At 67.9% G+C, this 12278-nt stretch carries 13 protein-coding genes; all 13 read right to left on the reverse strand.

Annotated elements, in window-relative coordinates; genetic code table 11:
- Window positions 1-26: 26 nt before the first annotated feature.
- The 13 genes from EV651_RS11125 to EV651_RS11185 all read right to left on the reverse strand — a co-directional run bounded on the left by EV651_RS11125 (window position 27) and on the right by EV651_RS11185 (window position 12200).
- Window positions 27-551, reverse strand: a complete 525-nt coding sequence (locus EV651_RS11125) for a hypothetical protein (RefSeq protein ID WP_133784846.1) — start codon at window positions 549-551, stop codon at window positions 27-29.
- A 39-nt stretch (window positions 552-590) separates the two neighbouring features.
- Entirely contained in the window at window positions 591-1301 is a 711-nt protein-coding gene (locus EV651_RS11130) for a hypothetical protein (RefSeq protein ID WP_133784848.1), read from the reverse strand.
- A 90-nt stretch (window positions 1302-1391) separates the two neighbouring features.
- Window positions 1392-2396: an N-acetylglucosamine kinase gene (locus tag EV651_RS11135; protein ID WP_133784850.1), complete on the reverse strand. Its 1005-nt coding sequence runs from the start codon at window positions 2394-2396 to the stop codon at window positions 1392-1394.
- A complete protein-coding gene (locus EV651_RS11140; protein WP_133784852.1) occupies window positions 2384-3640 on the reverse strand; it encodes a 6-phospho-beta-glucosidase in 1257 nt (418 codons plus the stop codon). The genes EV651_RS11135 and EV651_RS11140 overlap by 13 nt, the downstream gene beginning before the upstream one ends.
- Window positions 3641-3650: 10 nt before the next feature.
- Entirely contained in the window at window positions 3651-4838 is a 1188-nt protein-coding gene (locus EV651_RS11145; protein WP_133784853.1) for an ROK family transcriptional regulator, read from the reverse strand.
- Between the two features lie 136 nt (window positions 4839-4974).
- Window positions 4975-5940, reverse strand: coding sequence for a DUF2891 domain-containing protein (locus EV651_RS11150; protein WP_133784855.1), 966 nt, complete (start codon window positions 5938-5940; stop codon window positions 4975-4977).
- Window positions 5941-5948: 8 nt separating this feature from the next.
- Window positions 5949-6920, reverse strand: coding sequence for a DUF979 domain-containing protein (locus EV651_RS11155; protein WP_133784857.1), 972 nt, complete (start codon window positions 6918-6920; stop codon window positions 5949-5951).
- Window positions 6917-7618: a DUF969 domain-containing protein gene (locus tag EV651_RS11160; RefSeq protein ID WP_133784859.1), complete on the reverse strand. Its 702-nt coding sequence runs from the start codon at window positions 7616-7618 to the stop codon at window positions 6917-6919. The genes EV651_RS11155 and EV651_RS11160 overlap by 4 nt, the downstream gene beginning before the upstream one ends.
- 514 nt (window positions 7619-8132) lie before the next feature.
- On the reverse strand, window positions 8133-8810 hold the full coding sequence (locus EV651_RS11165; protein WP_133784861.1) for a uracil-DNA glycosylase: 678 nt from the start codon (window positions 8808-8810) through the stop codon (window positions 8133-8135).
- A gap of 146 nt (window positions 8811-8956) precedes the next feature.
- Window positions 8957-9508: a DUF1990 family protein gene (locus EV651_RS11170; protein ID WP_133784863.1), complete on the reverse strand. Its 552-nt coding sequence runs from the start codon at window positions 9506-9508 to the stop codon at window positions 8957-8959.
- Entirely contained in the window at window positions 9505-10299 is a 795-nt protein-coding gene (locus tag EV651_RS11175; RefSeq protein WP_133784865.1) for a YndJ family protein, read from the reverse strand. Before EV651_RS11175 ends, EV651_RS11170 begins: the two co-directional genes overlap by 4 nt.
- A complete protein-coding gene (locus EV651_RS11180) occupies window positions 10296-11312 on the reverse strand; it encodes an LCP family protein (protein WP_133784867.1) in 1017 nt (338 codons plus the stop codon). Before EV651_RS11180 ends, EV651_RS11175 begins: the two co-directional genes overlap by 4 nt.
- 84 nt (window positions 11313-11396) lie before the next feature.
- Window positions 11397-12200 carry an AraC family transcriptional regulator gene (locus EV651_RS11185; RefSeq protein ID WP_133784869.1) on the reverse strand — a complete coding sequence of 268 codons (804 nt, stop codon included), beginning with the start codon at window positions 12198-12200 and terminating at the stop codon, window positions 11397-11399.
- Window positions 12201-12278 lie beyond the last annotated feature (78 nt).

Raw genomic sequence — 12278 nt, forward strand, 5'->3', positions numbered from 1 at the left:
TGCAAACCCCACGTAGGTAGGCATCGTTAGTTGTTGTCGGGGCCGGCTTTGCGGACCTCTTCTACCTTTGTCATGGCTTCGCGGAGGTCGGCCAGCCAGGTTTCGCTGTGCTGGGCGACGAGTTTGACGCACCAGCCGAGGGCGTCGCTACGGGAGCGGGCCACGCCGGCGTCGACGAGGGTGTCGAGGACCTGGCGTTCGGGCTGGCGGAGGCGGGTCATCACCGGCGCGGACAGTGAGGTGAAGACGGTGCGGGTGTCGCCGCAGCGCAGACCCCACGCGACCTTCCGCCGGGTGGCGTGCTCGAGTTCGCGGGCGATCTCGATCCGGCGCTCGCGGGTGTCCTCGCGGAACTGCTTGATCCGGCCGTCCTCGGCGGCGGAGCGCTCGGCCGCGCTCACGTCCTTGTTCTGCTCGGGTGCGGGGATCCGGCCGACGATCAGGATCTCGTCCCGGTCGATCTCCAGTTCGAGGTCACCCTCGAACCAGTCGCCCGGCAACCGTCCGGTCAGCCAGCCCCGCACCTTCTCCTGCTCGGTCTGTGTACTCATGTAATCATGATTACACCTAAGCAGATCGAGCTCAAGTAGTCACCAGTACGTCACCGTGTACGCCGCATGCGCGTCCCCGTCCGACAGTGCGACATGCGAGATGCCGATCCGCAGCATCCGCCCGGTGACGTCGTTCCTGTACGTCGTGTACGTCGTACCCGCCGCACCCTCGGCCGAGATCCGGCGCCAGTGCGATCCGCCCGTCGCGGAGATGCTGTGCAACTGCCGGACGACCTTCGGCGTCGCGTAGTAGGCCGTCCACTTCGCGTCGCCGCGTCCCCAGGCCCGGACGAGGTTGTCCGACCACTGGACCGCGTTCCAGGCCTTCGGCTCGCCGGCGAACTTGGCGGTGTACGCCGCGTGCCAGCCGTCCGCCGCGCGCAGACCGACGTTCTGGACGCCGATCGTGAGATTCCCGCCGCGGGCGTCGTCGTGGTACGTCACGTAGATCGTGCCCGCGGCACCCTCGGTGGAGACGCGCCGCCAGTGGATCCCGCCGCGCGTCGTCTGTGCGTAAAGGGTGCGTGCTGCCGCTGTGGATGTGTAGCAGTTGGTCGCCGCGGTGTCGCCCCGACCCCAGGCGCGAACGAGTCGGTCGGCGTACGACACCGCCGAGATGCTCTTGGCGGACGCCAGTTGGCTGCAGCTGGTGGTGGCCGCAGTGGCCGGTGCGGCGCCGGTGAGAAGCAGCGGTGCGGTGACCGCGAGTGCTGTAGTGCTACCTAGACCAATGATCCTGCGAATCATCATCGACCTCCCGAGTGGATGTGGTCTTACTGGTGGGACGCCACACCGCACTCGGGAGTTTGCATCGGATTCGAATGAAACAGGCCTGCAACATCAAGCGGCCGGCGGCGGCCCGAACGCGGCACGTAACCGTTCCTGAGCGCTCGCTCCGGCGGCCGTGTGGTCAAGACCGAGCAGCGCCGCACCGACCACCGGCGGTACGTCGACCACGCGCGGGATCGCCTTCGGGGCAACGTCGGCGAGCAGCTTCGTGACCCGGTCGAGAAGGATCGAGTGGCCTGCCGTCAGCACACCGCCGCCGAGGACCACGGTGACCCGCTCGCCGAGCAGGTCGAGCCGCCGCAACGCGCTCGACGCCATCGCGACGATCTCCTCGGCCTGCTGCTGAATGATGCCCAGGGCAACAACATCACCGGCGGCCGCGACCTGGAACAGCACCGGCGCGGCCTCCAACTGCCGGTCGGCCGGCAGCTCACCGAAGTGGAACGCTTCGATCACCGCGGCAAGGGACGCCATCCCGTAGTGCAGCGGCAATGCGGTGAGCAGTGCGGTGGCGGGCCCGCGACCGTCGTCGGCCCGTGACGCGGACCAGAACGCTTCCTCGGCCAGCTGTGCTCCGCCGCCCCAGTCGCCGGTCAGCTTGCCCAGGGCGGGGAACCGCGCGGTCCGCCCGTCCGGCAGCATTCCGGAGCAGTTGATGCCCGCGCCGCAGACAACCGCGACACCACGCGGCTCGTCCACCCCGGAGCGCAGCAGCGCGAAGGTGTCGTTGGTGACGTACACCGACTCGGCCCAGCCGCGGTCCTCGAAGACGGCGGTCAGTCGCTCGACCTCTATCGGCAGGTCGGCGTTGGCCAGGCACGCCGAGATCTGCTGGACCAGTGGTACGTCGCCGACCCGCAGCCCGGCTGCAGCCGCAGCAGCCCGGGCCAGTGGCTCCAGGCTGTCCACAGCGGCCGCGGCGCCGATCCGCTGCGGTTCGAACCCGCCGCCACGCGCCGTACCGAGCACTGTCCCGTCGGCTGCGACGAGAGCGACATCGGTCTTGCTGTTGCCTGCGTCGAAGGCGAGAACACCGCCTGGGACTAGCGCGCCCACGGGAGGTAGTCCTTGTTGTGTGCCAGCAGCCTGTCCCTGAGCTCCTGTGCGATGGAGATCTGCCCGACCAGTGGATGCGCCAGCAGAGCTTGGAACACTCGCTCGGATCCGCCCTTCACAGCAGCCTCAAGCGCCAGGTCCTCGTACGCCGTCACGTGGGCGACCAGTCCGGCGTACAAGGGCTCCAGTGGGGACACCGGCTCCGGCCGGGTGCCCTGTGCGTTCACCGTGGCCGGTACTTCGATGACAGCGTCATCGGGCAAGAACGGGAAGGTGCCGTTGTTGAGAGTGTTGACGACCTGCACGTCGCCGGTGTCGTTCAGCAGGGAAGAGGCTAGTGCGACAGCCGCCTCGGAGTAGTACGCGCCGCCGCGCTTCTCGAGCAGTGCGGGCTTCTCGTCGAGCTGCGGGTCGGCGTACATGTCGAGCAGCTCCTTCTCGAGTGCAGCGACCTCCGCGGCTCGGGACGGCTTTGTCAGCAGCTCCTGCACCACGGCGTCGTGCGCGTAGTAGTAGCGCAGGTAGTACGACGGCACGACGCCCAGCTGTCGCACCAGGTCCAGTGGGAGGTGCAGGTCATCCGAGATCTCGGACAGGTGTTCCTCTAGAAGCTGCGGCAGTACATCCGAACCGTTGACGCGGACCGCGCGCTCCCACGTGAGGTGGTTGAGCCCGACGTGGTCGAGCGACACCTCCTCCGGTGTGACCCCCAGCATCGCGGCGAACCGGCGCTGGAACCCGATGGCGACGTTGCACAGCCCGACTGCCTTGTGTCCGTGGGACAGCAGGGCCCGCGTCACGATCCCGACCGGGTTGGTGAAGTCGATGATCCACGCGTCCGGGTTGGTACGCCGTACTCGGTCGGCAATGTCCAGCACGACAGGTACCGTCCGCAGCGCCTTCGCGAGACCGCCAGCACCTGTGGTCTCCTGACCGACGCAGCCACACTCCAGCGGCCACGTCTCGTCCTCGTTGCGCGCAGCCTGTCCACCGACTCGCAGCTGCAGCAGTACGGCGTCCGCACCGTCGATCCCCGCGTCCAGGTCGGACGTGGTGATCACCCGGCCGGCATGTCCTTGTTTGGCGAAGATGCGCCGCGCCAGACCGCCGACCAGCTCAAGCCGGTCGGCCGCCGGGTCGACGAGCACAAGCTCCGACACCGGCAACGTGTCCCGCAGTCGGGCGAAGCCATCAACGAGCTCAGGCGTGTAAGTGGATCCGCCACCAACGACTGCGAGTTTCATCGGTTGACTCCTAGGTGATGGGTGGTCCCGCCGTGTCGAAGACCTCGTCGCGGGTGGTGCTCAAGGCGGACTGCAGGGCTCCGGAGAGCACGGGGTCGGTGCTGATCGCGGTCATCAACAGCTGCGGCCGCGGTACGGCGAGATCGGCGAGCTCATCCTGGACCAGCCCGCGCAGGCGTTCGCCGCCTGCGGTGATGACGCCACCGGCCAGCACGATCAGCTCGGGGTCGACGACCGCGACGATCGCGGCGAGACCGACCGCGAGCCGGTGCGCGAACTCATTCAGTACGGCGTCGCCCGCGCCCTCGGTCTGTAGTGCGGCCGCGATCGCGGCTTCCGGCGTACGGGCTTTCAGGCCGTGCTCACGGGCGAGCTCCAGGACCGGTTCGCCGCCGGCGAGTTCCTGGAAACCGCCGGCGTTGTTGCGGCCGACGTTGCGGACCAACGGCGTACCCGGAAGCGGCAGGAACGCCACCTCGCCAGCGCCGCCGGTCGCGCCGCGGTGCAGGCGGCCGTTGATGACGATCGCGGCGCCGATGCCTTCCTCGCCCCAGAGCAGCACGAAGTTGTCGTGCTCCTGGGCATGGCCGACGCGCTGCTCCGCGATCGCGGCCAGGTTGACGTCGTTCTCGACCTCCAGCGGTACGGCGATCGCCGCGGCCAGCTCCTCGAGCAGGTGCGGGGCGTGCCAACCGGGCAGATGCGTCGCGTACCGCAGCCGGCCGGTCGTCGGGTCGAAACCGCCAGGCGTGCCGATCGAGACCCGGTGGAGGCGCTCACGGCTCAGGCCTGCCTCGCCGGCCGCGCCCTCGATCGCCTTGACGACCCGGTCGACCGTGCCCTTGGCGCTGCGACCCGGGGTGGCCAGCTCGTAGCGGCCGACTACCATGCCGGTCAGGTCCGCGACGGCGGCACGGATGCGGGCCGGTGTGACGTCCAGCCCCGCGACGTACGCGATCTCGCCGTTGATCTCGTACAGCTGCGCGTTCGGTCCCGGACGGCCCGCGGTGGTGCCGCTCGGGCGCACCAGGTGCGCCGCCTCCAGCCGCGCGAGCAGCTGGGAGGCGGTCGGCTTGGACAGCCCGGTCAGGTTGCCCAGCGTGGTACGGGAGAGCGGGCCCTGGCTGAGCAGCAGGTCCAGGGCGGCGCGGTCGTTCATCGCGCGCAGTAGGCGCGGCGTTCCGGGTGTTGTTGCCATGTGCCAACCCTGCCGCCCTTCGCCGCCCGCGGGTACTCGCCGCGCTGATCATCCGAACTGTTAGGAAAGTTTCCTATTAGCCCGAGACCGTACGGCGGACTGCGGCCGGGTCAATCACCCGGAGGGGATCAGGGAGCTACGCCTGGTCAGCGAGGAGGGCGAACGACACCAGCCAGTGCGTCGACATGAAGTCCCCGTCGGTGACCGTCGGCAGCACCGCATCGACCTGACGGTCCGCAGCAGCCCGCAGTACGTCGGCCACATCCGGCAGCGCCGGCGCGAGCGCCCGCAGCTGCCACGCTCGCGACAACGCCAGCCCGGACAAGTGCGCCAACTGCCCGTCACCGGAGTCATCCGTCACCGGCACCTCGAGCAGGTGCTGGTGCGCGTCGCCACCCAGCCCCGGCAGGAACGCGGACAGCCAGCCGGCGAACTCGGCGTCCGGCAGCACCCGCCGCATCAACTCCGCCTCGGACAGCGCCGGCGACAAGAAGTCAGTTCCCGAGGGCTCGAATCGGGTGTCGTACGCCGTGTCGCTGCCGAACCACTGCAGTGCGCGAGCGCGGATCGCTTCGGCCACATCAGCGCGATCCAACTCGCCGTATGCCTCGTGCAGCAGCGCGAGAGCGAACGCGGAGTTGAGGTGTACGCCGTGCCGCACCGGGTACGCCTGCTTCGGCATCCAGGCGAGGACGAGGTCCGCGATGACATCGCCGAGCGGAGTGAGCGCGTCTGCCCACTGAGTCTTGCGGGTGGCAGCGACCAGCATCGCGGCCCAGGCCCAGCCGTACGGGCGTTCGTACGACGGACGCTCCCGTAGGTACGCGGCCTCGGTGGCGATCGCGTCGGGCGTCAGGCGCCGGTCGAGGACCTCGATGGGGCGGCGGCCGACCTGGTCCGGCGCCAACGTGAGCAACCGGACCAGGGACCACTGCATGTGTGCGCTGGAGTGCCAGTCGTAGGATCCGTGGAACGCCGGGTGCAAGCGATCCGGGGTCACGTCGACGTCGTCCGGGCCCCGCGACGCGTGGGCAGTGCCGTACGGGTACGGCGTCTCGAGCACCTCGCAGGCGATGTCTGCCCAGGCGGCGGCGTACTTCATGAAACCCCTTAAAATGCGAAGAAATACATGATCAGGATGTTGCAGCCCAGCAGCGGGATCGCGGTCGGGATCTGCGCCTTGATCGGCCCGTACTGGTCCTTCATTTCGAGCAACGCCGCCGGGACCAGGTTGAAGTTGGCCGCCATCGGCGTACACAACGTGCCGCAGAAGCCGGCCAGCATGCCGACCGCGAAGATGATCGCGGGCGTGCCATGGAACTGCTCGTGCAGCAGCGGCCAGCCGACCGCGGCCGTCATGACCGGGAACGCTGCGAACGCGTTGCCCATGATGATCGTGAAGACCGCCATACCGACGCAGTACAAGGCCACCGCGGCGATCAGCGAGCCCTTCGGGACCAGGTGGTCGGTGACCCGTCCGACCGCCTTGCCGACGCCGGACGTGTTGAACAGTAGGCCTAGCGTGGCCAGCATCTGCGGCAGGATCGCCGCCCAGCCGATGTGCTCGAGCAGACGGCGCCCCTCGTGCACCGGCACGGCCGGGGACTTCGGCCGGAGCAGCACCATGCCGACGATCAGCGCCAGGATCGACGCGACCCCCAGGCCGATGATGGTGGCGGAGCCGGTCTGCAGCAGCAACTTGCCGTCGCCGAGCTTCACCTTCGCGAGCCAGGCCCCGAAGATCGCCGCGACGACCGGGATCACCAGCGCGGGCAGGAACAACTTGTTGCCGAACCGGTCGGCGAAGTGCACGCGCTCGGCGGGGGTCGTCGTACGCTCCTCGCCCTTGCCCGGGAAGCCCGAGCCGGCCAGCACCGCGAGGCCGATCACCGCGATACCGAGCAGCCAGGACGGCGCCTGCTTGTTAACCACGAACGTTCCGTAGCCGAACGAGAGGCCGAGGATGCCCCAGAACGCCGCGCTGCCGACCCGCTTCGGGTTGGTGCGGTCGTTGAGCACCTGCAGCGCGATCAGGACGAAGAAGATCCCGCACAGCCAGTAGAACCACTCGACCTTGATCATCGCGCGGCCTCCTTCGTCGCGGCCTTGTCCCCGGCCGCGAGCTTGTCCAGCTGGCGATCGAGGAGCAGCAGGCGCGTGCCGTGGATGAGCAGGGCGCAGATCCCGGTCGGGATCGCCCAGAGCGCGATGTCGATCGCTTCCAGGTGCAGGCCGTACGTCGTGTCGACGAAGCCGGTGATCAGCAGGATCGAACCGATCGCGACGAAGATGTCCTCACCGAAGAACAACCCGACCGTGTCGGCGCTGGCCGCGAAGCCCTTGATCTTCTCCTGGAGTTTCTCCGGGAGCTTGCCGTAGCGCCGTTCCGCGGCGCCGGCGGCCATCGGGTGGATGAGCGGCCGGACCGCCTGCGCGGGACCGCCGATGCTGGTCAGGCCGAGGGCTGCGGTGCCCTGCCGGATCAGTAGGTAGATGGCCAGCAAGCGGCCGGTCGTGAGGACCTTGAGCTTGCCGATCAGCTTGCGGGCCTGGTGCTGCAGGCCGTAGCGCTCGATCAGCCCGATGACGGGCAGCGTGACGATGAAGACGGTGACGGACCGGCTGCCGGCGAAGCCGTCGCCGAACGCGTTCAGGATCTTGACCGGAGACAGTCCGCCGATCAGGCCGGCCACGATGCCGGCCGCTGTGACGACCAGCATCGAGTTGATTCCGACGGCGAACCCGACGACTACTACCGCGATGGCGAGCAGAACCCACATGGTTCCTCCCGGAGGGACAGGGCGATTCCGCTCACCATAGGAGATTGTTGAACGATCCTGCAATGCATCATTCGAACAAATCTTTCCGAAACACGACAACGCGCCGTGACCCTGAGGCCCCGGCGCGTCGTCGTACCGCTGGAAGAGGGTCTTGTGACGCATGTGTGGGTGGTCGGGCAGGGTTGGCCGACCGGGGTGCGGTGGCGGGGGAATCTGGTGGCGTGAGACAGGAACTCGTGGCGTGAGACCACCGGCCGGACCGGTAGGCACGGACCGGCTCGCGCATCGCGCAACAGCAATGGATAACCCCCCTCGTATATCAGCAGAGAACCCCACACACGAAGGGATCTCCCCTCGTCTTCTGGCGGACATCCGGCTCGTTGGCAGCGGCGCGGCAGCGGGGACTGGGGACAGGAAATGGCGGCAGCAGACAGGCAATACCAGGTCCCCACCCACCATTGCCTGTCTCACGACCGGATGGGGGCAACCATCACCCACACATCGGAAAAGGCGGTTAGGGGAGGCGCCAGTCGATCGGGTCGGCGCCCTGTTCGGCGAGGAGGGCGTTGACGCGGCTGAACGGGCGGGAGCCGAAGAAGCCGCGGTCGGCGGACATCGGGCTCGGGTGCGCGCTCTCGACGTACGGTGTGCTGCCCAGCATCGGCTTGAGGGTCTGGGCGTCGCGTCCCCAGAGGATCGCGACCAGCGGGCCGCCGCGGTCGACCAGCGCGTGGATCGCCTGCTCGGTGACGCTCTCCCAGCCCTTGCCGCGGTGTGCACCGGACTTGCCCGGTTGCACGGTCAGGACTCTGTTGAGCATCAGTACGCCCTGGTCGGCCCAGGGGGTGAGGTCACCGTTGGACGGCGCCGGTACGCCGACGTCCGCCATCAGTTCGCGGTAGATGTTCGCGAGGCTGCGTGGAATCGGCCGTACGTCGGGAGCCACCGAGAAGCTGAGTCCGACCGGGTGGCCAGGGGTCGGATACGGGTCCTGCCCGACAATGAGCACCTTCACCTGTTGCAGCGGCCGGTGGAACGCGCGCAGCACGTTCTCCCCGGCCGGCAGATAGGCCCGCCCCGCGGCGAGTTCGCTGCGGAGGAACTCACCCATCCGCGCCACAGTCTCTTCGACCGGAGCCAACGCCTCAGCCCAGTCCGGCGCCACCAGATCCGACAACGTCTTAGGACTCACCCGCCACAGTCTCGCAGTACTGCGGCTCCCAGTGCACCTCGGGTTGTCGCCTGTTGTTCGCGTGTCGCTCAAACGCCGGTGTGGCTGCAGACGGTACAAAGGTCGCGGCCCCGCGGAGGTATGAGCTCGCGGGGCCTTTGCATGCCTCAGGTAGCTAACCGGCGTAGGGCTGCGGCGTAGCGGGTTGCGGCATAGCGCTGGGCCCTGCGGGTGATGGGACCGGCCAGGTGGGTGTACCAGGTGGCAGGGCGGCTGTAGGCGCGGATAGTGGCGTACACGCCGTCCTGGTCGCGGGTGACGAGAAAGGACTCCTCGCCCGCCTCGGGGTGGCCTGCCAAGGTGCCGTACGCGAAGCCGATGCGGTCCGGTTCGTTGACGACCCGGACGACCCGGCACGGCACTGGCAGACCTAGTTGGGTCTGTGTTCGGAGGCGACGGATCAACATGCCGGGTCCTAGGCGGCCCAGCGAGTCGGTGCCGACCTGCGGTGGTGTGGCGGTCGCGGTCACGGGTATGCCGGCCGCGCGGTGCATGCGCCATGTCAGCAACGCGTCTGCAGCCCGCTGGAACACCTCGTCCCCGTCGCCGATCCGCTGCCGATACTCCAGTCGGTGGAAGCCCTCGGGTGTCTCGTCGTACTGCGTGCACCCCACCTCGTCGTACGTGAACCGCAACCCCGCCAGGTCTTCCAGCTTCATCGGGCTCCTTCCCGTCGCATTGCCAGTACGCCGCACAGCGCAAAGCCAACCGCATTCGCCACACCGTGCGTGGCAACCATCCACTCCAACGGCAGGTACGGCGTGTCCACCACATGTCCCAGTGCCCAACTGATTGCGAGCAGCATCGTCAGCACGAGCACGGAGCCGGACACTGTCAACAGGATCGCTGTAGTCCGGTCCACACGTTGCGACCGCTTCCACAGGTTCCAGCCGACCAGCCACATGCCTGTGGTCAGTACGACGGCTCCAACGAGCTCCACCGGGTCGCCGAGGAAGAACCCGAGCAGAACGATCGCAGTACCCAGTGGAACACTCACTGCCGCCAGACCGTCCGCAGCGAGGTAGGCCATCAGCGCGGCCGCGAAGCCGGCGAAATGGAAGTGCGCGACCGTCAGCGACAGCACGGTCAGGTTGAAGCCGAACAGCTCGTACGACGAACGCTCGGCGACCAGTGCGAGCGCTGCGATCGACGGCGTGGCAAGGGCCGTGTAGAGCGCCACCTGTCGCGTGCTGACGGTCCTGGCGTGGAAGAAGTGCCGTGCGGCCAGTGCGATGAGCACGAGCGTCCCGACGAAGTAGACCGACGCCAGCACGATCGACACCGCACCACGTGGCAGCCACAGAGCCACCGCACCAGGAACCGCGAACGCGAACCACCAACGAGTGCTGATGGTTAGGGGGTGCCTCCCTAGCGTCGGCAGGAGAGTCAGTCCGAGGGGTACGACGATGAGCATCCCCAGGCTCACCACCGCGTGGACGAGGACGATCAACTGCTCTTCAGGCCGCTGGTGTTGTCTTCCTTGAGCGCGTTGAAGAGCGCCTTCGCCTTGGCGGTGTCCCACTTCACCGCGTCGCCCCGGTTGCAGCACAGCCGGAAGTTGTCGTCGCTGGTCGGCACGCTCAGCGCGACGCCGCCGCTGCCGGAGATCGCCTGCATACCGCGGGCGAACCGGACGAAGTCGAACAGGCTCATGTCCTTGTCGACCGTCAGTGCGTCGACGCCCTTGGTCGCGACGTTGTAGTACCGCACCGGGTTCAGGAACGTCGACGGCGAGGCGGCCTTCTTCGCGACCGCGCCGACCATCTGCCGCTGCCGCTCGGTCCGGCCGAAGTCGTTCTTGCCGTCGGCGTGTCGCGAGCGCACGTACCCGAGAGCCTTCACGCCGTCCAGTTCCTGGCAGCCGGCCGGCAGGTTGATGTGCGCCTTGTCGTCGTTCATTGCCTTCGGCAAACACATTCTGATGCCGCCGACGCTGTCGATCACCGACGCGAAACCGCCGAAGCCGACCTCCACGTAGTGGTCGATCCGCAGCCCGGTGTTGTTCTCGATCGTCTGGATCAGCGCCGCCGGACCCTTGTTGAAGGCGGCGTTGATCTTCTGCTTGCCCTCGACGCCGGGGATGTTCACCGCGCTGTCGCGCGGGATGCTGATCAGCACCGTCGGGCCGGACTTCGGGACGTGCATCAGCATGATCGAGTCGGTCCGCGGCGGGCCGGCGTCCCCGCCGGTGTGCAGCCGGGCACGCTCGGCCCGGCTGAGGTCCTCGCGGGCGTCCGATCCGACCATCAGGTACGTCGTACCGGGGGTCTCGGCCGGCCGCTCGCCGGTGGGCATCGCGTCGAGCTTGTCGATCCGGCTCCAGGCGTAGAGCGGGACGGCGATCAGCATCACAACGAACAGCAGGACGATCAGTCCGACGGTCCGGAGGAACCAGTTGCGGCGCTTCTTCGGGCGTCGCGCCGGGTTCGCCTGTCGCGGGTCGATGGGCTGCGTATCACTCATAGCCATGACCGTATCGGTGACCGGCCCTCGACCACGTCACCCCAGTGAATGGTTTTACACGTCGGAAAGTCGATGGCGCCTCCTTCAAAGGGAGGAAATCCGCCCGGAGATCGAACCGGACCGCCGGAACGCGACCGGCGACATCCCAACCCTGGCGGCGAACAGGCGGCTGAAGTACGCCGGATCGTCGTACCCGACCCGCCGCGCGACGGCCGCGACCGACAGGTCCTCCTCGGCGAGCAAAACCTTTGCAGAGCTGAGTCTGGTGCTCAGAACGAGCTCATGCGGGGTTGAACCTGTCGTACGGCGTACTGCGTCGCGCAACTCGTTCACGGTGAGTCCTAGCTCACTGGCGTAGTCCTGAATGCTCATTGGCGTACACGCGAGCTCAGCGAGCCGTGCGGCGACTCCGTCACCAGAACTCGTTCCAGCCAGACCGATCAGGTCGTAGAGCGCTCCCGTCAGCTGTACGGCGTTGTGCTGCGTGCTGACGCGGAGGAGGCGGGTGAACGCGCGGTCGATCGGACGCGGGTCGCCGTACCGGCGGACTGGTTGGCCGGGATCGAGGTGGCCGAGTGAGGTGAGTGCGGCGGTCGCAGATCCGCTGAACAGGGTCCAGGCCTGACGCCAGCGTGTCGCGGGGCGGTAGCCGTGCAGAACACCAGGGAAGAGCCAGAGCATCGCAGGAGCGCGTATCTCGTGCAGTTGGCGGTCAGGGCCATGCAGCAGGTGGCCGCGGCCTTCTCTCAGCCAGACCAGGGCGTGACAGCCGAGCGCACGGTCCGGTGCGGGCTCGGCGCCGTGCGTCTGTTCGCCGGCGCCAAGACAGGAGAGTCCAAGTTGGCTCTCGACAGCGCTTGGTGTCAGGTAGATCGACCAGTTCTGCACGGCTACAAGAGTCCAAGAAGCCGGGGCGGGTGTCCATTCCGCTGAGCGCCGTACGCCGGTGGAATGGAGCTGTGCTGA

This window comes from Kribbella sp. VKM Ac-2571 (genome assembly GCF_004362255.1).
Classification (GTDB): domain Bacteria; phylum Actinomycetota; class Actinomycetes; order Propionibacteriales; family Kribbellaceae; genus Kribbella; species Kribbella pratensis.

Excerpts from the sequence above, each read along its gene's own strand:
- EV651_RS11125 (WP_133784846.1), bottom strand. The coding sequence starts at position 551 with ATGAGTACACAGACCGAGCAGGAGAAGGTGCGGGGCTGGCTGACCGGA.
- EV651_RS11130 (WP_133784848.1), bottom strand. The coding sequence starts at position 1,301 with ATGATGATTCGCAGGATCATTGGTCTAGGTAGCACTACAGCACTCGCG.
- EV651_RS11140 (WP_133784852.1), bottom strand. The coding sequence starts at position 3,640 with ATGAAACTCGCAGTCGTTGGTGGCGGATCCACTTACACGCCTGAGCTC.
- EV651_RS11145 (WP_133784853.1), bottom strand. The coding sequence starts at position 4,838 with ATGGCAACAACACCCGGAACGCCGCGCCTACTGCGCGCGATGAACGAC.
- EV651_RS11150 (WP_133784855.1), bottom strand. The coding sequence starts at position 5,940 with ATGAAGTACGCCGCCGCCTGGGCAGACATCGCCTGCGAGGTGCTCGAG.
- EV651_RS11155 (WP_133784857.1), bottom strand. The coding sequence starts at position 6,920 with ATGATCAAGGTCGAGTGGTTCTACTGGCTGTGCGGGATCTTCTTCGTC.
- EV651_RS11160 (WP_133784859.1), bottom strand. The coding sequence starts at position 7,618 with ATGTGGGTTCTGCTCGCCATCGCGGTAGTAGTCGTCGGGTTCGCCGTC.
- EV651_RS11170 (WP_133784863.1), bottom strand. The coding sequence starts at position 9,508 with ATGAAGCTGGAAGACCTGGCGGGGTTGCGGTTCACGTACGACGAGGTG.
- EV651_RS11180 (WP_133784867.1), bottom strand. The coding sequence starts at position 11,312 with ATGAGTGATACGCAGCCCATCGACCCGCGACAGGCGAACCCGGCGCGA.